This window comes from Bellilinea sp. (genome assembly GCF_053501535.1).
The window spans coordinates 1-22,393 of the sequence record NZ_JBRCOK010000035.1; the positions used below are offsets into that span (position 1 = coordinate 1).

General features: G+C 46.6%; 20 protein-coding genes. 14 read left to right on the top strand and 6 right to left on the bottom strand.

Annotated elements, in window-relative coordinates:
• Positions 1-233 precede the first annotated feature (233 nt).
• On the top strand, positions 234-929 hold the full coding sequence (locus ACWIZX_RS03620) for a Crp/Fnr family transcriptional regulator (RefSeq protein WP_448334843.1): 696 nt from the start codon (positions 234-236) through the stop codon (positions 927-929).
• 91 nt (positions 930-1,020) lie between these two features.
• Positions 1,021-1,281 (top strand): DUF1858 domain-containing protein, encoded by a 261-nt coding sequence (locus ACWIZX_RS03625; protein WP_448334844.1) that lies wholly within the window; start codon positions 1,021-1,023, stop codon positions 1,279-1,281.
• Here ACWIZX_RS03625 and ACWIZX_RS03630 read toward each other — a convergent pair.
• Complete coding sequence (locus tag ACWIZX_RS03630) at positions 1,224-1,787, bottom strand: DeoR family transcriptional regulator (RefSeq protein WP_448334845.1); 564 nt, start codon at positions 1,785-1,787, stop codon at positions 1,224-1,226. The two genes, ACWIZX_RS03625 and ACWIZX_RS03630, sit on opposite strands and share 58 nt — an antisense overlap.
• Positions 1,788-1,878: 91 nt before the next feature.
• Here ACWIZX_RS03630 and ACWIZX_RS03635 point away from each other — a divergent pair, with 91 nt between their 5' ends.
• Both ACWIZX_RS03635 and ACWIZX_RS03640 read left to right on the top strand, forming a co-directional pair.
• The gene (locus ACWIZX_RS03635) at positions 1,879-2,340 is read left to right on the top strand and encodes a copper chaperone PCu(A)C (protein ID WP_448334846.1); all 462 of its coding nucleotides are present in this window, start codon (positions 1,879-1,881) and stop codon (positions 2,338-2,340) included.
• Positions 2,341-2,424: 84 nt separating this feature from the next.
• On the top strand, positions 2,425-4,101 hold the full coding sequence (locus ACWIZX_RS03640) for a tetratricopeptide repeat-containing diguanylate cyclase (RefSeq protein WP_448334847.1): 1,677 nt from the start codon (positions 2,425-2,427) through the stop codon (positions 4,099-4,101).
• Here the strand turns inward: ACWIZX_RS03640 and ACWIZX_RS03645 are convergent.
• On the bottom strand, positions 4,098-4,613 hold the full coding sequence (locus ACWIZX_RS03645) for an FKBP-type peptidyl-prolyl cis-trans isomerase (protein ID WP_322791725.1): 516 nt from the start codon (positions 4,611-4,613) through the stop codon (positions 4,098-4,100). The genes ACWIZX_RS03640 and ACWIZX_RS03645 overlap by 4 nt on opposite strands.
• A 98-nt stretch (positions 4,614-4,711) precedes the next feature.
• Here ACWIZX_RS03645 and ACWIZX_RS03650 point away from each other — a divergent pair, with 98 nt between their 5' ends.
• Both ACWIZX_RS03650 and ACWIZX_RS03655 read left to right on the top strand, forming a co-directional pair.
• Positions 4,712-6,151 carry a flavin monoamine oxidase family protein gene (locus ACWIZX_RS03650; RefSeq protein WP_322791724.1) on the top strand — a complete coding sequence of 480 codons (1,440 nt, stop codon included), beginning with the start codon at positions 4,712-4,714 and terminating at the stop codon, positions 6,149-6,151.
• A 266-nt stretch (positions 6,152-6,417) separates the two neighbouring features.
• Positions 6,418-6,723, top strand: a complete 306-nt coding sequence (locus tag ACWIZX_RS03655; protein WP_322791723.1) for a hypothetical protein — start codon at positions 6,418-6,420, stop codon at positions 6,721-6,723.
• Positions 6,724-6,729: 6 nt separating this feature from the next.
• Here ACWIZX_RS03655 and ACWIZX_RS03660 read toward each other — a convergent pair whose 3' ends face one another.
• Both ACWIZX_RS03660 and ACWIZX_RS03665 read right to left on the bottom strand, forming a co-directional pair.
• Positions 6,730-7,803: a mechanosensitive ion channel family protein gene (locus ACWIZX_RS03660; RefSeq protein ID WP_448334848.1), complete on the bottom strand. Its 1,074-nt coding sequence runs from the start codon at positions 7,801-7,803 to the stop codon at positions 6,730-6,732.
• Positions 7,787-11,116: an HD domain-containing phosphohydrolase gene (locus ACWIZX_RS03665; protein WP_448334849.1), complete on the bottom strand. Its 3,330-nt coding sequence runs from the start codon at positions 11,114-11,116 to the stop codon at positions 7,787-7,789. The genes ACWIZX_RS03660 and ACWIZX_RS03665 overlap by 17 nt, the downstream gene beginning before the upstream one ends.
• Positions 11,117-11,419: 303 nt before the next feature.
• Between ACWIZX_RS03665 and ACWIZX_RS03670 the strand changes: the two genes are divergently transcribed.
• The 8 genes from ACWIZX_RS03670 to pckA all read left to right on the top strand — a co-directional run bounded on the left by ACWIZX_RS03670 (position 11,420) and on the right by pckA (position 20,089).
• Positions 11,420-12,535 (top strand): VIT1/CCC1 transporter family protein, encoded by a 1,116-nt coding sequence (locus tag ACWIZX_RS03670; RefSeq protein ID WP_448334850.1) that lies wholly within the window; start codon positions 11,420-11,422, stop codon positions 12,533-12,535.
• A gap of 5 nt (positions 12,536-12,540) precedes the next feature.
• Positions 12,541-12,915 carry a VOC family protein gene (locus ACWIZX_RS03675; RefSeq protein WP_448334851.1) on the top strand — a complete coding sequence of 125 codons (375 nt, stop codon included), beginning with the start codon at positions 12,541-12,543 and terminating at the stop codon, positions 12,913-12,915.
• Position 12,916: 1 nt separating this feature from the next.
• Entirely contained in the window at positions 12,917-14,185 is a 1,269-nt protein-coding gene (gene larA, locus ACWIZX_RS03680) for a nickel-dependent lactate racemase (protein ID WP_448334852.1), read from the top strand.
• Between the two features lie 3 nt (positions 14,186-14,188).
• On the top strand, positions 14,189-14,977 hold the full coding sequence (locus ACWIZX_RS03685; protein ID WP_448334853.1) for an alpha/beta hydrolase: 789 nt from the start codon (positions 14,189-14,191) through the stop codon (positions 14,975-14,977).
• An 80-nt stretch (positions 14,978-15,057) separates the two neighbouring features.
• Positions 15,058-15,411, top strand: coding sequence for an Asp23/Gls24 family envelope stress response protein (locus ACWIZX_RS03690; RefSeq protein WP_322791716.1), 354 nt, complete (start codon positions 15,058-15,060; stop codon positions 15,409-15,411).
• 43 nt (positions 15,412-15,454) lie between these two features.
• Entirely contained in the window at positions 15,455-15,922 is a 468-nt protein-coding gene (nusB, locus tag ACWIZX_RS03695; protein WP_322791715.1) for a transcription antitermination factor NusB, read from the top strand.
• A 60-nt stretch (positions 15,923-15,982) separates the two neighbouring features.
• Positions 15,983-18,454 (top strand): glycoside hydrolase family 113, encoded by a 2,472-nt coding sequence (locus ACWIZX_RS03700; protein WP_448334854.1) that lies wholly within the window; start codon positions 15,983-15,985, stop codon positions 18,452-18,454.
• Positions 18,455-18,487: 33 nt separating this feature from the next.
• Positions 18,488-20,089 (top strand): phosphoenolpyruvate carboxykinase (ATP), encoded by a 1,602-nt coding sequence (pckA, locus tag ACWIZX_RS03705; RefSeq protein ID WP_448334855.1) that lies wholly within the window; start codon positions 18,488-18,490, stop codon positions 20,087-20,089.
• 5 nt (positions 20,090-20,094) lie between these two features.
• Here the strand turns inward: pckA and ACWIZX_RS03710 are convergent, their stop codons facing one another.
• Positions 20,095-20,841, bottom strand: a complete 747-nt coding sequence (locus ACWIZX_RS03710; RefSeq protein WP_448334856.1) for a prepilin peptidase — start codon at positions 20,839-20,841, stop codon at positions 20,095-20,097.
• Positions 20,842-20,843: 2 nt separating this feature from the next.
• Positions 20,844-22,181: an MFS transporter gene (locus ACWIZX_RS03715; protein ID WP_448334857.1), complete on the bottom strand. Its 1,338-nt coding sequence runs from the start codon at positions 22,179-22,181 to the stop codon at positions 20,844-20,846.
• Positions 22,182-22,393 lie beyond the last annotated feature (212 nt).

The window sequence follows — 22,393 nt, forward strand, 5'->3', positions numbered from 1 at the left end:
TTTTCCCCCTTGTTCTCACCTCCATAAAAAATGCGTTAAGTTCTGGTAAATTCCCCGTAAATTTGGCGTAAATTCTGCATAAATTTTAGCAAAATCACCAACAGCAGTCAAGTAAAAATGTTGAAAAAACGAACTTCCCCACCAATTAAGAGGTTTGTCATCTCTGCATCATGACTTTTGTCAAGCCGCAGTTCACCACCTGACCCGCCTTGGCTTTGTGTTAAAATCTCTCTATGCCGTTTCAGCCTGTTTCTCGCCCGCAAGACCTTGGGTTATTTAAAAACCTCTCCCCTGCACAGGTTGAAACCATCCTGTACGCCGGGCGCCAAAAAAAGGTCAGCGCCGAGGAATTTTTCTTTATGCAGGATGATCCTGCCGAAGCCTTTTATGTGCTCACCCAGGGCAAGGTGCGCCTGTCGCAATTTACCTCGGACGGTCAGCAAATTTTACTGCGCATCATCGTGCCCGTTACCCCCTTTGGGGCCGTAGCCCTGGCAGAAAACGAGCATTATCCGGTTTCGGCTCAGGCAATCGAACCCTGCACCGCCATCGTCTGGTCCAAAGCCACCCTCGACCAGTTGCTGGTCAAATATCCTCAACTGGCCATCAATGCGGTAAAAATCCTTGCCGAGCATGTCCAGGAATTTCAGCAGCGCTTCACTGAAATTGCTACCCAGCGGGTAGAACGCCGGCTGGCGCGCATGATTCTCCGTCTGGCAAATCAAATTGGCGTAAAAACCGAGCGCGGTGTAGAGGTCAACCTGCCCCTCTCCCGTCAAGACCTTGCCGAAATGGTCGGAACCACGCTCTATACCGTCAGCCGCACCCTCTCCCAATGGGAAACGCAGGGATTGATTCATTCGGGGAGAGAGCGCCTCATCATTCTTTATCCTCATGGACTGGTAAAAATTGCCGAAGAGGAAAACTGAGAAGAAAATTCCACCCCGAGGGATTGATTTTGCGCAAAATAATCCAGCTCATTACAGGGTATGATGAAAAGATAGAATTCGGAAATTGAATATGAGTCAACCTTCCGCCAAAATTCATCCGACTGCCCGCATCAGCGAATTATTGCGCGATCACCCCGCCACCATTCCGGTATTTATCCGCCACCGCATGGTTTGTGTTGGCTGCTGGATGTCAAAATTCGACACGATTGCGGATGCCGTCTGGAATTACGGGCTGGATATGGAAGAGTTCCTCTTGGAGCTAAACAACTTCGTTCAACTCGAACCGCCGCAAGGCAATTCGGACAGCGGCGCATCCATAAAACACGAATAAATCTCAGCGTAGTTCATTATTTTTCCCCCAAACCCCTTTTGCATTCGTTCGGCATCTACTTTGCGGGCAAAAACCAGCACCGCCGGATTGCAACACACCTGCACATCCGGCTCTACCAGGAAGTAGCCGCGCGGAACATCCACCACCGTTTCATGGATGAAATCCACCCCCAGCCCGGCGGAAATGCCTTTGGCATGCCGCATCAGTCCCATGCCGCAATGGGCACAACAGGCAATCAGCCTCTGCCCGGTTTCGGTGAAGAACATCATTCGAGTCCTTGCCGGGGCTGGCTTACCGCAGTAAACACAAAGCTCTCCAGAATCCGTCCCGCTGATCACAACACCACCGTGAACCCTGCGCACCAAACCCCTGGATTCGAGCACGTTCAGGTCGCGATGAAGGGTCATGGCAGAAACCTGCAGCGCTGCCCTCAATTCACCCACACTCATGCCCTGGTGCTGGGTGATCAACTGGATGATTTTTTGGTGCCGAACTTCGCGAATCATGGTACAACCTTTTGATTATTCTACATTTTGGATATTATTTGATATAATTTTATCATAAAATCACATTTTACATCACTTTGGGAGTACAGTCATGAAAAAGGGTTTACTGCTGGGTCTGTTATTCATTCTGCTGGTATCCTGCTCCGCCCCGCCGCAAAATTCGATCAGCGTCCAGGATGCCTGGGCGCGCGCCACAACCGGCTCCATGCCAATGGAACAAAACCACAATTCGACGGGCGGTAAAACCAGCGCAATTTATATGGTGATTTATAATCAAACTAAACAGGATGATCGCCTGATTGCCGCCAAAACCAGCGTTGCCGAAACGGTGGAAATTCACGAAACCCGCATGGAAAACGATATCATGAAAATGCAAAAAGTGGACGGCGTTGTAATTCCCGCCAGCGGCAAAGTGGAACTTAAACCGGGCGGCTATCACATCATGCTGATCAACCTCAAGCAAGAGTTGAAAGCCGGGGAAAAGTTGCCCGTCACGCTCATTTTTGAAAAGAACGGCGAAATCAACCTCGAAGCTGAAATTCGCACACCTTAAATACAAACCGCCGGGGAGCGGCCCAGGAGTCAACAACCTCTCCCCGGCATCAAAATTGCACCATTGCAGGGGGAAAAATAAACGATGAGCGATACTGAACCAGAAAATCTTCTAATTTCAACCAGAGAAAACACTGCTCAGAAGATCGAAGCGCTGCTCAGACGCACCGGTCCGCTGACCCAAAGCAACCCCAAGCGTGCTCTTGAACTGGCTCGCGAAGCAGCCCGTTTGGCCGGGGAAAATGCACCCTCCAGCCTGGAACACCGCAAAGTATTGGGGCGGGCTTTGATTGCCCAGGGGAAAGCCCTGCTGGAACTGGACGCATACCATCAGGCAATTCCGTGTTACATCAGCGCTCTGGAATGCTTCAACCCCGCGATTGACACGAACGAAACTGCCGAGGCGTTATTGGGCCTTGGCAGTGGCATGATCATCATGGGGTCTTATCCCGAAGCACTCCAATACCTGATCCGCGCCCTTTCTGCTTTTCAAAATCTTAAGAATCAAAACGGCGAAGCGGCTGTGCGCATCAAACTGGGTAAACTTTATCTTTTGCTGGGCGAAGCCGAAAAAGCCCTCCCCCATTTAGAGACGGCACTTGATCTCGCCCAGTATCTGACCGATTTGAAACTGGAAGCCGCGGTGCAGGTCTATCTCAGTCAGGCATTTGCCGAATGTGGCCGCCACCAAAGCGCGGTGCAGTCCGGATTGCGCGGCGTAGAAATTTACCAGAATTTAGGCATTCATCGGGGAGAAGTTGAAGCGCTCAATACACTGGGAGAGGTTTATTTCAAACGAGGAGAATTTGGGCTGGCGCTCAATTTCTTTCAACTCTCTGCCGATGTGGCAAAAAAATTCGATAAACGTCTTGAACTGGCCAGAGCCTATCGAAAGATGGGAATGATTCATCTTTCGATGGGCAACACTCCGGCTGCTGTGCAGGCATTACAGGCCGCATTGACCATTGCTGATGAATTTAACGCTCAAAATGAACAGATGGAATGTCATCAGGCACTGGCACAGGCCTACAAGAGTGCCGAAGATTACTTGCAAGCCCTCGAAGAATACGAAAAATATATGTCCGTGTATCAAATTGTGTATAACGAGGACAAAGATCGTCGTCTGAAAACGCTTGAGGTCATTCACGAGGTTGAAAACGCCCGCAAAGATGCCGAAATTTATCAACTCAGGAACGTTGCTCTGCAAAAAGAAATCGAGGAGCGCAAAAAAGCTCAGGCCGCGCTGGAACGACTGGCTACCCAGGATTCGCTTACCGGCGTTGCCAACCGGCGCTATTTCCTCGAAATTGCTTCACGAATCATGGAACAGGCAAAACGCTATCAACGCCCGGTATCGGTGGTTATGATTGATGTAGATCACTTCAAAGAAATGAATGATACCTTTGGGCATAAAACAGGCGATAAAGTACTGGTTCATATTACGCGGTGTATGCAGGCCGTACTGCGTAAGGTTGATATTCTGGGACGTTACGGTGGAGATGAATTTGTTATTTTACTGCCCGAAACAACTCAGGAAGGCGCACGGAGATTGACCGAACGGTTAAGGCAAGCCCTATCTCAGCAGCCCATTACAGCCGGCGGTGTTTCGATCCCCATTACGCTGAGCATCGGCCTGGCAAGCAACGTAAACGAACCCGGCCTTTCTCTGGATGAACTGCTCCAGCGGGCAGACCGGGCACTGTACAATTCAAAGATGAACGGACGGGATCGGGTTACTTTTTACAATGAAACCAATTTCTAGCCGCAACTTTCACAGCCGCTTGTTGAACCGCAGGTAGCGCATCCGCCTCCAACCCTGCCCGAAATCAATTCTTCGTCGGTAGCTTCCCTGAGTCCTGCAATCCGCACAAAAAACCGCAACTCCTTACCCGCCAGCGGATGATTTGTGTCAATCTCGACCACCTCATCCTTCAAGCCAACAATTCGAGCATTCAGAATTTGACCCTGATCCGTTCGTACCCGGAAGGGATAGCCAATCTCAAAGGGAAAGGAAGGAGGAAATTGCGATTTTGGTAGTTCAAACACCCCCTCGGGATGATACTGCCCGTAGGCATCTTCAGGTTTCACAACAATTTCTTTCTCTTCGCCAGCACTCAAACCGTTGAGCTGGTTTTCCAGACCGGTAATAATATTGTTAAACCCGTGCAGGTATTCCAATGGAGTTCCATTCGAGCTGTCAACGATCTCTCCATCTACCCATAAAGAGTATTCGAGCGCTACAACAACCCCGTCTTGTACTGTGTCAATTCCCATTTTATATTCCTTGAAGTCAAGAAAAATGTTATAAAAGATAAAATCAGCCTGATTATACCCGAATTATGTTCTTTAACTGAAAATTCAGAGGTGAAAACATGAATCTTCAATTATTCGATGAAACCCAATATTTGGAATGGATTCATCAAGGATTGCCGAAAACGTCCCAATCCCGAAAAATACTCGTTGCGGGGGCGGGAGTTGCTGGATTAGTAGCCGGCAGCGAATTAAAGCGGGCTGGTTATGAGGTTCAAATCATCGAAGCCCAGCAGCGTGTCGGCGGTCGCATCCTGACATTGCGCCATCCCTTTTCGGATGGGCTGTTTGCAGAGGCTGGTGCAATGCGTATCCCCACAAATCATTTTTTAACTTTGGCATATATTAATAAATTTGGACTCAAAACCATCCCTTTCATCAATCACAATCCATCCGCCTATATTTTTATCAACTGCAAAAAAATCCGCATGGGTGAAGCAGAACAAACCACCGAATTTTTTGGATATAAGTTAACTGACGCAGAAAAACAAAAAAGCGCTGAACAATTATGGTTGGAAGCAATTCAACCTTTTATCAGGAAAGTCGAAAAAGAGGGCAATTCCGCTTGGGATTCAATTGTCCGTGAATACGATGAATATTCCGTCCGAGAATTTTTAGAAATAAAAGGGTGGTCAGAAGCCGCTATTGAGCGCTTTGGCTTGCTTTTTAATCAGGAAGCCATCATGAATTCATCATTTCTGGAATTGTTGAGAGAAGAAGTTGGTCAATATTACAGGGAAATGGTCACCATCGAAGCAGGGATGGATCAACTCCCGAATGCTTTTTTGGCGGACTTGAGGGAGAACATCTGGTATGGTCAAAAAATTACCGCCATTGAGCAAAATGACGCCTCAGTGACTTTTCACATTCGCTCGATTTCAGGCAAGCATACCCTGACCGGCGATTATGCCATCATCACCCTGCCTTTTCCGGTCTTACGCCATATTGAAATAATCCCAGCATTCAGTCCGGCAAAGCAGCGGGCTATCCGACAGTTGCATTATGACGCCTCCGCCAAAATATTTCTCCAGTTTCGCAGACGTTTTTGGGAAGAGGAAGGTATTGCGGGTGGCGGTACAGTTACTGATCTGGCTATACGCAATATGTATTACCCGCAACAACCCAATCCAACCGGACGAGGTGTTTTATTAGCCTCATACACCTGGGGTGAAGACGCCCAACGATGGGGATCACTCCCCCCGGATGAAAGGCTTCGTCAGGCACTGGAGAATGTCACCGCAATTCACCCACGTGCTCAGGATGAATTTGAGGTTGGCCACTCCTACATGTGGCATGACGACGAATTTGCCGGCGGCGCCTTCGCCTTATTTGACCCCGGTCAACAGACATTGCTTTATGATCACATTCGCAATCCCGAAGGGCGAATCTTCTTTGCCGGAGAACATACATCCTTATATCACGCCTGGATTCAAGGCGCTATCGAATCCGGCCTGCGCGCGGCTTATGAAGTTGCCACATCTATCCTCGTTCCTCAACCCTGAGCAGTTCTTAGATCATTCGCTATGTAGATTTGACGATTGGTTGAAATTTGTTTTCGTTTTAATTATTGTATAAGTGGTGATTGTGAATGAATGAAGGAAAATCCCAGTCTCAGATTTTTACTGATGAGGTCATCCCCTCTTTGTTTCACTCGTCACCTGAACAATTTTTACAGTTTTTATACCGAGACGGAAATAAATTTCTGAGCTTTTACTGGAAACTTGCAGGTGAGAAATGTCCACCCGCATTGAAAAGAGATTCGTTCGGATTGAATTATTATTTCCGGGAACCAGCCAACCGTACTTTGATCACCATGATTTTGTTGCCACAACCAATCAGCGATGGTGAATCGTACTTTTCGGCGCTAATTTACCGCCCCGACCGCCGTATCCTATTCGTTGCCGACACGACCAAAATTATCAACCTTGAGAAATTCAGCCCGCCAGAAAACCCCACCGGAACACGCATGGTGGAATGGACCCGTAGAAAAGTGCGCGAGGTAATTGGCAATGGACCTGCCCCATATCAGGAAGAATTCTACCGCGCTGTAATCGAGCAAATTCGCGAAAGTTAACTATGTTCAATTTTGACGAGTGTAAACGACCTGGGTTGGATAAGCAAACTGAATGCCCATCTGACCAAATCTGCGGTAGATTTCCAGATTGATTTCCTGTTGAACATCCATGAATTGTCGAAAATCACTGCCCTCGATAAAATAAACAATCTCAAAATTCAAAGAAAAAACACCAAATTCCTTGAAATGCGCTCTATCAAAAGTGACATTGGGTTTGGTTGAGATGATATCTTCCAATAACGCGGGAATTTTCTCAAGATTTTCGAGGGATGTATCATAAGTGACCCCAAGGGAGAACAAAATCCGCCTGCGCTCCATGCGCTTAAAATTTTGTATTCGACTGGAAAGCAGATCTGAATTGGAGATAATCAATTGTTCACCACTCAGGCTCCTCAATCGGGTGCTTTTCAAGCCAATGCTCTCAACCGTCCCAATAAATTCACCAGATTTAATCGTATCTCCAATTACAAAGGGCTTGTCCAAGGCAATTGACACTGAACTAAACAAATCACTTAGGATATTCTGAACCGCAAGACCAACCGCGATACCCCCTATACCCAAACCGGTAATCAATGTTGTAATTTCTACACCAGGAAGATTATCCAGGATGATTAAGGAAACAAAAATCCATACAGCAATTTTTAAAATTACACCCATCACACTCAGGGTTGTCTTTCGCTCCCCGCCCATATCCTCGCTGAGTGCTTTCTGCTCAATCCAGTAGTCAATTAATCCCAGCACCCAAAAACCAACCTGAAGCAAGACAACGGCAACCGTAACCATTGAACGTACAGAAAGCAATGGCTCGCTTAACTCTAAAAACAAACTCCCTATGTAAATACTGAGCCACAATAAAAACCAGCCTTTAATATTGTGAACAATCCGATCAAGGAGTCGAAAACTTTGGAATTTGGAAAATTCCGCCCTGCTTTTAAAATTTGAACCAAGAATACTTTTCAGTAAGGCAAAAAAGACGTAAGCAGCCAGCACTGTCCCCAGTGCCGTCAGCCATCTATCGAAACCATTACTGAAGATTATATTTTCGAATATCATCGTAAATGGATTATAACTTACCCTCATTCAACATTCGCAAAAACACTTCAACGACCCGCGGATCAAATTGTTTTCCTGATAAACCTGTAATGTAATCTATGACATCTTTTTCTTCCCAGCGCGCCCGGTAATGGCGATCATAACGCAGAGCATCCCACACATCCACCACCGCAAAAATTCGCGCTGGCAGGGGTATTTGCTCACCTTTCAATCCCAATGGATAGCCATTGCCATCCCAATGCTCATGGTGAAATGTGGGAATATCGAGAGCCGGCTGCAGAAATTCAATTCCTGAAAGCATGGATTGAGCATACAACGGATGTTTTCGTAGAATCTTCCAATCTTCCGTTGTCAACTCGCCTTTTTTCAATAATATAGTATCCGGCACAGCCATTTTACCGATATCATGTAAAACCGCTCCGCGCCAAACATTAACTACTTCCGATTCGCTCAAACCCATTTCACGGGCAAGCTTTACGGTGGCTTCAGCCACCCGCCGGGTATGACCTTCCGTTTCAGCATCGCGCATTTCGAGTGCCATTGACCAACCAAGGATGGTCTGATCATAAGCTGCTGCCAACTCGCGATTCGTTTTCTGTAAATCTTCCACCATTCTGGCATTGTCAATTGCAATTGCTGCGCCGGATATTAACGAATTTAAAAATTCACGTTTGTCAGCATCCAGTCGTAAAGTATGTCGCTGAAATACCTCCAAAACGCCATGTAACTGGCCTTTAGCAATAATGGGTGTTCCATAATATGAATTTAATCCCTCTCTTTCTAACGGGATAATATGTTCTTTCTCCCCTTCCCACTCAGAAAAATTAGGCACAAAAATGGGAGATCGCTGCTGGGCAACCTTTCCTGGCAAACCCCAACCCAATGACGCAGGACTGGTACGAATTTCCAGACTGCGAAAACCCCAACCGGCTACAAATACCAATCTTTCGGTCTTGGCATCAAATAACCACACGTCCGCAGCATCAACGTTCAACTGCGATACGACCTGATCCAACAAAATACTCAAGGTGAAGCGGAAATCGAGGCTGGAGGTGATCGCTGTTTCGATGGTTCGTAGCGCAACCAGCTGTTGCAGCCTCTTTTCGGTTTGCTCATATAAAGTGATCCGACGAATTGCCGTTGCCACCATGTCCGATATAGAAGTAACCAATCTCAAATCGTCCTGAGAGAAGGGGTTTTCCCGCACTATGAGCAAGCTGCCCATCGCCTGTTCGCGCTCAAGCAAGGGCACACACAAAACCGCATTTGCCCGGTCTTCAATATCCGCTATCATGAAACTTTTATCTAATCCGATTTCATCTCCAAAAATTGGCATTCCACTTTCAATCACTTTACCGATCAGGCCTTCTCCACGATTGTAGCGATAACCCTGAATTGGGCGGAGGATTCCCACCGCCATTTCCACCACACTCAATCCGGTCGGTTCACGAAAAGCAAGGGCACCTCCGTCAGCATCGAGATGACGGGCAATTTGGTCCAGCACAATGCTGCTGATTTCAGTTTTACCTCGCGCAGAACGCATCACAGCGCTGATCGAGGCAATCACTTCCATTTCTCTTTCTCGCTTTTTGACTTCCGTGATGTCCGTTATGTACCCTTCAACGACATGCACCGAACCCCCATTGTTGGTCAGCCCAACCCCCTGCTCCAGGACCCAGCGCGTCTGACGGTTGGCAGTTCGAATCCGGTAAATCACCCGGTATGGTTTTCCTCCCACGGCGGTTTCCTCAATCGTTTTGACAACTTCGCCACGATCGTCCGGATGAATCAAATCCTGAAATTGAATCGGGTTGCCCTCCAGCAATTCTTCAGGTGAATACCCTGTCAACTCCACACACCCCGGACTGATAAAGGTGATCCGTCGTTCTTTCAAAGAATAGCGGTATGCCATACCGGGCAGATTGTGTAATAAAACCGACAACATTTGCTGGGTTTCCGTTACAGTTTCCAATGCCTTCTTTTGTTCGCTCAAGTCAGCAAAAAGGTAGGTGATCCCCGCAGCCTCACCGGAGGTGTTTCTCAATAGGGCGGCAGAAAGACCAACCGGAATTTCCCTCCCATCTTTGGTTCGACACTTGACTTCTTGAATCTGAATGGTCTTTCCCGCCAAAACTCGATTTCGAATGGACTGAAAAAACTCCTCCTGATCCGCCGACAAAACCGGTATCATTTTTCCGATAACCTCAAAAGCTGTCCACCCAAAAATTGAAGTTGCGGCCGGGCTCCACTCAATCACCCTTCCTTCCATGTTCTCCACAACAATCGCTAGTGGCGAAGTACGAATAATTGCCGATAGTTTCTCGTTCGATTCCTTCAGCGCTTCTTCAATTTTTCGGTGTGATTTCTCGCGTTCCTCCAGCGCTTCCGCCATTTGATTGAAGGTCTTTTCCAGTTCCAACAATCCATCTGCGGTGGCTTTTGTTCGCGGTCTTGTGCGAACCGCCAGATCACCACGGGCAATCTTTTTTGCCGCATCCAAAAGCGGCTCGCTTCTCCTTTCCAAAACTCTTCCACTAATCAAATATGCCAGAAGTATGCTGAGCAAGAAAACCGCAATGAACAAAAAGCCTATCGTATAAAGCAGTTTTTGAAACTCTCGATTGACATTTTCAAAGGGTAATCCACTTCGTAAAATTGCGAATGGCTGACCTTCAAACGCAATTACTCGATAAGAAAACAGGCGAATAGTGCCATCCATTCCAGCTGAAGTAAATTTACCCTGATTAACCAGCTCGTCATTCAAAATTTTTTGATCAAAAATCTGGTCTTTCGTCCCAATCAAATCAGGGTTTTCAGGTAGAACTGCAATAATTCTCCCGCTCAAGTCGGTCATCACGGTTTCGGTTTCCGGGGGGGTGCCCGAGCGGATAATTAATTGTTGGATCAGTTCTACTGGGATTCCGGCATAAATATAACCGCTCGACTTACTATTCTCTCTTTGAATCGGAAATACAAACGGCAACACCATCCGCCCTGTTAACGGATCAACCTGCATTGTCCCGATTTGTAATGACTGTTTCTCCAGTGATTGGGACACAGATTCAACCCCCGCAATATTTTTCACTGAAGATGACTCAGGTACATCACAGAGAATATCTCCCTGCTCATTTAAAATTGCCAGACTGACAAAACTTCCCCGAATATAGTACTCATTCAATAATTTTCTACATTCCGAGATTTGCAACGGTAACCTGCGGTCAACTCGCGCGCCTAATTCGGCAATGACAACTTGAGCATTTTCCACGCTCCACAATTGCCGCTCTGCAACGCTATTGACCAGCAGCTCGGTTTGATTTTCGAGATTCCGGTATATATTCATCCCCCAATTGAATGCAAAAAATCCCGCCGCAAATATCATTGGCAAGATTGCGAGCAAGATAAGCAGCGTGAGCCTGAACCGTAATCCCTTAAAAAGATGAAGCATTGTTTAAGACAAATTGATTAAAAAAGACTGGCTTGAAAGAAAAGGTGATAAATCCCCAATCGCCTTTTCTATCATAATGATATTAATATTTTACAGGACATTAGATTTTTCACAAGTCATTCTTGGGAATTGTTTTCCGTTTTTTTAATCAAGAAAGAGTAAAATTGCATATAAATCCGACTTAAGGAAAAATCAATTATGGCAAATAAGAAAATTTATCTCGATTTCAGGGAGGATGAATTAAGCAGCGCGGCAATTTACGAAGCGCTTGCAGGCATTGAAAAAGATGAACGGATCCGCCAGGTATATGAAAAAATGGCGGCTGTAGAACGTAAACACGCCAAAAATTGGGAAGAAAAATTGCGCGCCGAAGGGGTAGAGCCCCCCCCATTCCAACCAACCCTTCGCGTTCGCCTATTAATCTGGCTGGCAAAACGCTTCGGCCCTGAAATGATTATTCCAAGCCTGCAGGCTATGGAGAAAGACGGCGGTTCGGCTTATCTCAAAGTCGAATCCGGAAAGCACATGGCCAGAGATGAACAAACTCACGCTCTTGTTCTCGGTCAGATTAAGAACTTAGCCCGTGGCGGTATGGAGGGAAGCGCTCTCGCCCAATTGGAAGGTCGTCATCGTTCAACCGGAGGCAATGCCTTACGCGCCGCCGTATTGGGAGCAAATGACGGGTTGGTTAGCAACCTGAGCCTGGTCATGGGCGTAGCCGGAGCAACCATGGACAATCGTTCCATTTTGGTTGCCGGAATTGCCGGCTTACTGGCAGGAGCTTTCTCCATGGCACTCGGCGAATGGCTTTCCGTTCAGTCCTCCCGAGAATTGTATGCTAACCAAATAAAAATCGAAGAACTTGAGATCGAACAAGCCCCGGAGGAAGAAGCCGAGGAGCTGGCCTTGATTTACGAATACCGCGGCATTCCTGCCGAACAGGCATCACAAATGGCCCGCAAAATTATGCAAAACAAGGAAGGCGCACTGGATACACTTGCGCGCGAAGAACTGGGTATTGACCCCGAGGAACTTGGCGGCTCAGCATGGGAAGCGGCCATTACTTCTTTTATTTTATTTGCCATTGGGGCTGTCATACCCGTCCTTCCTTATACATTTCTGGGCGGAACCACCGCCCTGCTTTTAAGTATTTTATTGAGTGTGTTCGGCCTTTTTGTGCTTGGGGCTGCCATCACCTTATTCACGGGTCGTTCAATCTTGTACTCGGGCGCCCGAATGGTGATCTTTGGCATGCTGGCTGCTGCAATCACCTTCGGAATTGGCAGATTAATTGGAATCAGCATTGCCGGGTGATTACGATGAAAATGTTTGATCATTTTATTACCTTTTTACCGGTTCTTGATCTAAAAACCACCGTCCACTTTTACCAGAACATCCTCGCTCTCCCTTTGGTACGCGATCAAGGAGACTGTAAAATTTTTCGGATTTCTTCCACAGGTTTCATCGGCTTTTGTTCCCGCGAAGAAATTCCAACCCCCAGCAAGTCAATTATCTTAACCCTGGTAACCAATGATGTGGACGAATGGTGCTCCACACTCATCAATAATGGGGCTACCGTAGAAAAACCTCCAACTTATAACCCAAAATACAAAATCTATCATGCCTTTATCCTTGATCCGAATGGCTATCGGATCGAAATCCAGCGCTTCGATGACCCACTAATTTCTCATTAAAATGGCAACTATCCAAATTCCGTATGGTTCATCTCAACTCCGTTTCAAACCAGAATTTCCTTTTGACCTTTACGAACAAAAGGAATACCGGCCGGCCGACGATCCACTCGAAGTCGTCATTCAAGCCTTACAAAATCCTTTAGATCAGCAAGGCATCCATTGGTCATCGCCACCGAAATGTGCCGCCATCAGCATAAACGACAAAACTCGCCCGGTGCCGTATTCCTTTATACTCCCTCCTTTGCTGGATTGGCTGAATGAACACGGAATTCCGGACGAAGAGATCGAATTCTTCATCGCCACAGGTACTCACTCTCCTGCCACAGATGAGCAGATAAAGGCAATCATCCCTGCTTCAATTCTTAACCGAAACAAATTCCGGATATTCTCTCATAACTGCGATGACAAAGACAATTTGATTTTTCTGGGTCACACGAAACGGAAAACGCCTGTATGGGTCAACAAGCGTTTTTATCAAGCTGATTTACGAATCGTTACCGGGAATATCGAACCCCATCACTTCATGGGGTATTCAGGTGGCGCTAAAAGCGCGGCTATTGGCCTGGCCGGAAGAGAAACGATCAATCACAATCATGCCATGTTGAATGATCCCCTCGCTTTTTTGGGAGAATACCAGCACAACCCAATGCGACAGGATGTAGAGGAAATCGGGAATTTGATGGGAATTCACCTGGCTTTGAATGTGATTTTAAATGCCAACCGCCAAATCTTAACTGCACTCTTTGGAACACCGCGTGCAGTAATGGAAAAAGGCATCTCCATTTCAGATGATTTATGGAGGGTGCCCGTTTCTTCATCTTGTGACCTTGTTATTGCCTCAGCCGGTGGGCATCCCAAAGATATCAATTTATATCAAGCGCAAAAAGCCATAACCCACGCTGCACTGTTTGCCCGCCCAAACGGGGTCATTGTCCTGGTTGCAGCCTGCCCCGAAGGAATTGGCAGCGCAAAGGCTGTTGAATTTCTTGAACAAATTTCCACTCCTGATCAGGCTATTGCCAGATTTAAACAAATGGAGTTTCGGATCGGCCCTCACAAAGCTTTCCAGATTGCCCTTCAGGCGAAAAGGAATCACATCATCCTGATTTCGGAAATGCCGGATGATCTGGTTAAAAAGTTCTTTTTCATTCCTGCAAAGTCTCTTGAACAAGCCGTAGAATTTGCGCGCAAAATCCTACCCACTAATTTCAAAGCAGTTGTACTTCCTCATGCAACCGCACTTTTACCCAAATTCACATCTCAAAAATGAACCATGAAACGTCCTGTTTTTGAAAATCCTCACCTCGATGGCTCAACATTTTTTCTTCAAGGCACAAAGCCGGTTGGCATCCTTCTGCTGCATGGATTTACAGCAACAACCGTTGAGGTTCGACCGCTAGCAGAGCACCTCCATGCCGCTGGATTTTCCGTTTTTTCTCCCCTGCTTCCAGGGCACGGCACCCAACCGGAAGATATGATCCGCGTCCACTGGCAGGACTGGTACGAAACTGCTCGAATTGGATTGGAAAAGTTACAGCACACCCCCAATGTTTTTGTAGCAGGCGAATCAATGGGCGGATTGCTCTCCCTTCTTCTTGCTGCAAATCATCCTTCTATCAAAGGGGTTATCTTATATGCCCCTGCCATCAAGATCAATGGAATCTGGCGGGCAAAATGGCTTGCCCCTTTCATAAAAATCATGCCCAAGAATTATCTACCTGAAGATAATGAAGAGGATGATCAAAATCAAAATTTACCGTGGCAGGGCTACAACGTAGTTGCTCTGGCTGCCGTTGCGCAACTTGAAAAACTTCAAAAAGAGGTTCTACGCCAGATTCTTCAAGTAAAGCAACCAGTTTTGATTTTTCAAGGCAGAAAAGATCAAACGATTGATCCTTCCGGCTCGGAATTAATCTATTCAAAATTATCTTCATCTCAAAAATCATTGGTATGGTTGGAGAACAGCGGACATTGTGTCGTATTAGACCGGGAGTTGGATTTGGTAAAGTCGCAAACGCTCAAGTTCATTCAGAGCTTAACCGCTCCTCACCATAATTCTTGAGGGTATTTTTTGAATGGATTATTGCGGAAGAGGTTATAATTGATAAGTGTGGTAACCAAACCCTTATTATTGGAGGATGGATGACCGAAAATTCCCGCCCCCCCGGCAAAACCACCATTGCCCCTGAAGTACTGACATCTATTGCGCGGCTGACAGCCTTAGGCGTTCCCGGTGTTAACCGGCTTGCAACAATCCCCTCTGAAGTGGAACGTTTTTTCAGCCGCGGCATGAGCGAGGGGATAAAGATTGCTGTAGAAAATGATTGTGTTTACATTGACCTTTATGTTGTCCTCAATCGTGATGTAAAAGTCCGTGAAGTTTGCCGGGCAATTCAACAACAGGTTACCCGCGCTGTATCGGAATTGGTAGGAATGGAAGTTGGGCGAGTCAATGTTCATGTGGAAGACATTGAAACCGGCATAACTGCCTCTTAATTGTGAAAATTTTTGCTTTTTGAAAATTAACAACGAAGGAGCTATGAAACCCCGAACCAAGGCAAGAAGCTTAGCCTTGCAGGTGCTTTATGAATGCGACCTGACCAGTCATTCTCCTCAGGCTGCCATGGAAGAGCGCCTCAAAGACGAGACACTGGATGCAAATCTGGTGAAATTTGCCTATGACATCATCAACGGGGTTTTACCAATCACCCATCAACTGGATGATTTTATCGCCCAGCACGCACCCGAATGGCCTTTGGATCAAGTGGCGGTAATTGACCGCAATATTCTGCGGATTGCCCTGTGGGAATTTGCGGTGGAGGGATGTACACCCGTAAAAGTTGCCATTAACGAGGCAATTGAACTGGCAAAAATCTTCGGGGCAGACAGCACACCGCGTTTTGTAAACGGTGTCTTGGGAAGCCTGGCCAACCGACAGCAGGAAATCAGGCAAAAATTCAAAAAAATTCTCACAAACCAGGATGAAAAAACCGCTCACCAGAATTAGCCTTCCAGAGCGGTTTCTCTTTTTCTGATTACACTTTTTCGCTGGGGAAATTCGATGAAAATGGAAAACAAAACAACCACCTTTCAAACTGTATTCCTTGTCCTGATAATTCTAACCTTCCTCAGCGCATGTTCATTGGACTTTTCCTCGTGGGTCAGCTCACCACCAACTGCGCCCGCCCCCGCAGCGGTCAACCAACAAGATTTGAGTTATACCAAAGTCACTTTTCTAGCAAAACCGCCAACCGATGCCCCAAAAGGCGAAATTACACTGGAAATACTGGATGAAGTAACTGGGTTGGCGATGAATCCTCAACGCTATCCCATGATTGAAAACTCGGATGGGACATATCAACTCGAGTTGCTTTTTCCGGTTGGATCAATCGTGAAGTATCGTTACTTGAGGGGGAATTTTCCATATTTTGTTGAATATAATTCTCAAGGCCAACAAGTCCGTTACCGCATGGCTGCTGTCAATTATCCTCTCCTTGTTCAGGATACCATCGCCGGCTGGACTGATTTTCAATTCAATGGTCCAACCGGGACCATTAAAGGACAGGTGTTTGACTCCGATACCAAAGCGCCATTCCCAAATGCCCTTGTTTCTGTTGGAGGGATTCAAACCTTAACTGCCAGCGATGGCACTTTCATTGTCGAGAATGTGGCAGAAGGTATTCATAATCTGGTCATTTATAGCATGGATGGCAGCTTCCAAACCTTTCAGCAAGGGGCAATTGTCGCAGCGAATTCGACCACCTTTGCGCTTACTCCCCTTTCTCCATCCAAATGGGTTAATATTACTTTTATCGTGCAGACACCCCCCTCCAATCTGCAAGGTTTGCCAGTTAGAATGGTGGGAAACATCTATTCACTCGGGAATACGTTTAACGAATTGAATGGTGGGTTTAGTGTACTTGCAGCACGAGCGCCTTTGCTTAAAAATGTTGCCGAAAATGCCTACGCCATCACACTCCGCCTGCCTTCCGGGTTCGATTTGCGATACAAATACACCCTGGGGGATGGATTTTGGAATGCCGAACATGACCCAAACGGAGGATTTGTCGTCAGGCAAATCATTGTACCATCCCAGGATACCACCATCACCGATCAGGTTGACACATGGCAATCTGGAAAGAATGCTCCCATCACTTTTTTGGTGAGCTCCCCCAATAACACTCCAATCGAGGATAGTGTTTCAATTCAATTTAATCCATACACGTGGACCAATCCGTTGCCGATGTGGCCGTTGGGCAACAATCAATGGTTGTTTGTCCTCTACAGTCCTCTGAACATGTTTAATGCCCTGCAATATCGTTACTGCCGCAACGACCAATGTGGTTATGCCGATGATGTCGCCACCGCTGGGTTACAAGCCACCGGTTACCCGTTGGCGATTGGCAGTGAACCCCAGATTCGCCGGGATGAGATTAAAGCATGGTCCGACTGGACTACCACCCTGAGTTCCACCGAAATCATTGCCCCAACGCCTTTGGTTCGATCACCTGATTTCGTGCGCGGCATTGAAATCAGCCCCAAGTACAATCCCAGCTGGCAGCCTTACCTGTTTTGGGGTCTTAATAAAATCAACCTGCTGAAAGCCAATACCATCGTCCTCACACCTGCCTGGTCTTACCGAAACCTTCAAACCCCCAATTTTGAACCGCAGATTGGTAAAGATTCCCTGTGGCAGGATAGTATCCAGGCTGTTCAAACTGCCCAACAAGCCAATCTTACCGCATGGCTGTTTCCGCAAATTCGTGACAAAGGGGAAATTTGGGCACAACCTCATCTTGATAAAATTTGGTGGGAAAACTGGTTTGAACGATATCAAACCTTTGCCCTCCATTTTGCAGATTTAGCATCACAAACCAATTCTTCAGCAATCATCTTTGGTGGTAATGACGTAGCACCTGCCTATCCAGCTGGTATTCTCCCGGATGGTCAACCATCAGGTGTGCCGGATATCGCAGGAGAGCGTTGGCAGTTGATTTTGGACGCCGTCCGGCAGCGATACAGCGGCAGGATTGGCTGGAATATCCTACTCGCCGATGAGAATCCAGTTATTCCGGAATGGCTGGACCGCGTAGATTTTCTGTATCTTCAACTTGCCATTCCAGCAACGGTTTCCTCCGCATTATCATCGGAAGAGAGAATTGAGCAAATCGCAAATTACCTTGATTCGGTTTTATGGCCACTTCGCGAATCAACCAATAAACCAGTTTTTGTAGCGGTCATTGTTCCTTCGGCGCAGGTACAGGAAACAGTTTGTACCACCAACAATTGTCCGATAACCGATACGTTTTCGCCCCCGCTTTCTTCACCAGAGCAATTATCCAAAGACCTGCAAATTCAGGTTGAGATTTACAAAGCCCTTCTTACAACCGTAAATGAGCGCTCATGGATTGATGGCGTCATCTCGCAAGGGTTCTTCCCTCCGGTTGCCATCCAAGATGCCTCTGCCTCAATTCACGGTAAACCGGCATCCGACGTTATCTGGTACTGGTATTCGGGTTGGTCGGAGAATACTCCTTAAACCATAAACTCATAACAAGGAGAAATCAATTTGATGCAAGCCTTTGGAATTCCATCAAATTACGGAATTGAGAACCATGGCTTTCAAAACACTGGTAATGTTTACTGGAACTACGCCTCTGCAAATCTGATTGAGGAAGGAATAAAACGGAATGAAGTTGCCCTTTCTTGTGATGGGGCAGTGATTGCTTATACGGGCAAACATACCGGCAGGTCTCCCAATGATAAGTTTATTGTTCATTACCCACACCTGGAAGAAGAAATCTGGTGGGGGAAAGTCAACCAACCTCTTTCTCCACAATCATTTGATCAAATTTATAAAAAGTTTCTTGCCTACTTTCAGGGCAGAGACCTTTTTGTGCAGGATGTATATGCCGGCGCTCATCCGAACTATCGGCTTACTATTCGGGTCATCACCGAAAAAGCTTGGCACAACCTGTTTTCGCGCAATTTATTAATCCCTGTTCCAGTTTCACAAATCCCCCATACGATTCCGGATTTCATCATCCTCCAAAGCGAAAACTTCCAGGCTGATCCGAAAAGCGATGGTGTTCGTTCCGGTACGGTCATTTTGATTGACTTTGAGCGGAAAATCGTCTTAATTGGCGGTACTGGCTACGCGGGTGAGATAAAGAAATCAATCTTCACGATTATGAATTACCTTTTACCCCGCCGGGGTGTACTTTCCATGCACTGTTCTGCCAATGTGGGTAAAAACGGCGATGTAGCTTTGTTTTTTGGGTTGAGTGGTACCGGCAAAACTACGCTTTCTTCTGATCCCGAACGCCAGTTGATCGGGGATGACGAACACGGTTGGTCAGACGAAGGCATTTTCAATATCGAAGGCGGCTGCTATGCAAAAACCATCCGCCTCAGCCCTAAATATGAGCCGATGATCTGGTCCGCCACCAATCGTTTCGGTGCTGTATTGGAAAATGTTGTTTATGATCCGATTACCCGATTGGTTGATTTTGACTCCGATCAATATACCGAAAATACGCGAGGGGCTTACCCTTTATCTTTTATCCCGAACAGCTTCAGCCAGGGATATGCCGGCCACCCAGAAAATTTATTCTTCCTGACCGCTGATGCTTTTGGGGTAATGCCGCCCATTGCCCGTTTGACCTACGAACAGGCAATGTATTATTTTCTTTCCGGCTACACTTCCAAACTAGCCGGTACCGAAACAGGATTAGGCAGCGAACCACAGGCGACTTTTTCAACCTGCTTTGGAGCGCCTTTCTTACCGCTTTACCCCAACCGCTATTCCGATTTACTTGGTGAAAAAATATTACGCCATCAAGTTCGGGTTTGGCTAATCAACACAGGCTGGATTGGCGGCCCGTACGGGGTTGGCAAGCGTATCAATCTTCCTTACACTCGCTCAATGATCACTGCCGTACTTAATCATGACCTGGATGAAGTGCCTTTCCGGCAGGAACCATTTTTTGGACTGCACATTCCCCTGTTTTGCCCTGGTGTTCCCTCAGAGGTGCTGAATCCTCAATATAACTGGAAGGACAAGCAAGCCTATCAGGAGTATGCTCGCAACCTGATCATGCAATTTGAAAACAATTGCACCCAATTTGCCAACAATGTCACAAAAGAGGTGCTGGCAACCGGGCCGCACCTGTGAGCACATCAGGCGAGATAGAACAAAACCACCGCAACAATTACCAGAAATGGCGCATAAGGAATAGCCGTAAATGGACGGTAGCGCCGGGCAAGTAAACTGCCCAGCAGATACAACCCACTGAATACTCCGCCTGCCACAACCGAGAAGAACAAACTGATTGCTATTTTTGGCCACCCCAAGATAAGGCCCAGAACTCCACTGAGGTTGACATCCCCAAATCCCAATGCAACTTCCTCAATTTCCTCTCCCCGCCGTTTGGACATCCACCGGTTGAAAAGTACACCAAAATAATAAAGAACGAACATGATCCCAAAACCAGCAACACCACCAATGATGGTGTTCAGCCAGCCATTCCAGTAAATCCCTATTGGAATACCCAGCAAAATACCTGCCCCAACCACTTCGTACAGCACCACCCGATGTTCAACATCCATGATGAAAACGAGAGCAAAATATAAAAAATAAGGGAGTGTCACCCAAAAACCAAATCGCTCAGGGGGAAAAAAGAAAATGACCGGTATGAGGGCAACCGAAAGACTCTGAATAATTCTCGTTCGATTGGTGCGGGTTGAGCCACAATGGATACATTTTCTTAATAGAAAAAAATCAACAAGGCTGATTTTCTCATTACACCGATGACAGTGAGGTGCGCTCAACCGGCGTGTGCGGGGTAAAACATCCGCCAGATAATTCAAGAAAATTCCAACCACCCACCCAAGCAATAACAAAAACGGCAGAAATGCGAAATTCATGGTCAGTCCTGTGCTGGGGCAGAGGCAAATTTTTCTTTTACACTGCCATCAGGTATCGCCATTTTTTCTTTCTCAGCCCTTTCTGCCAATTGACGGCGCAAGTCTTGAATATCACGCGGCAACAGGTAAATTGCTCCTAAGAAAAACAAAAAGCACAGAATCCACGCACCCACACAGATGATCAGAATCGCATCCTTCAAAGATGAATTGACCGCAATTAAACCCGCCAACGCAGGTGCAACAGCAGATCCTCCCTGCTCAATTAGATTTTGCACTGAATTGGCTGTGGATCTTACTTCTGGCAGAGTTACATCATAAACCGTTGAAAGAACATTCGGTGCGGCAAACGGGATGAATACAGCCGTAATAGCCATGGAAATAGTGAAAAACAAAGTGTTGTTTTCGGGAATACTGAGTGAAAACCACAACAAAAGCGCACCCGTTATTACACCGAATGCTGAAACCATCAAACGCCCCCGCAAATTCCTTTTGAAGAAGTAATCTCCCAAAGCTCCACCAATCGGGTAGCCGGCTGCTAAAAATAAAACGGCAATAACCATCGTAACCAGCACCTGATTGGAATCAAAACCCCGCTCGGTTTCCAGATAGCGGAAGAACCAGAAAGTGATCACCTGCCATGGGAAAACCCCAAAGAAGCCCTGGGTAAATAACAAGAGGAGACTCTTTTTGCGGAATAAACCCAGAGCCGTCTTCCATTCAAAACGGTAATGGGTATGCTGTTCTATATTTTCCAACTCGGGTTCGGTACCCCCTCGCGGCATTTCCTTGACGGAGGTAAAAATGACAAACGCCAGCACAATTCCCAATGAACCGGTCAGGATGAAAATGCCCTGCCATTGAATCACCTGCGTCAAGGTAATCGCCAGCACCATTCCGATCATATAACCAAGCGGGCTGGCAATCTGCAAGAGGCCGTAAACCTTACCACGGGTTTTCGGCGGAAAATAATCCGATATCAGAGAATACAAACCGGGATAACTGGCATCATCAATCCCGGTTGACGCGCGGGTCACCACAAATACGCCAAAAGTTTTTGCCAGAGCACTCAACCATGTTGTGGCTCCCCAGATCAATGAAGCTAAGGCCAGTAATTTTGCCCGCGCAAAACGGTCATACAGATATCCCCATAAGGGATAAAAAATTCCTCCAACCAGGATTGCGCCAGAAAAAACCAACCCCATTTGGGCTTCATCTATTTGAAAGTACTCCATGATTGGGGTAGTCAATGGGCCAATCAGTAACTTATCCGCCTGGTGCAGAAGCATAAAGACAAAAAACACCCCTACCACAAACCAACGATAACGTCCGGATGGTTTCATGATGCCACTCCTGAGTACATAAATAACATCAAACAACCAAAGTATAGTCAAGGATGCAAAAAAATAGAAACGATTTCCCAACCCCAATTTTTTCAATCTTGAAAGGTATAATGAAATATGCCTTTGGATAGAAACCTAAAAAAATGAAGGTTTGTTATTACGGAATGAAGACAGTTTTAAATTTTTGGCAAGCTGACCCCACCATTTCTTCC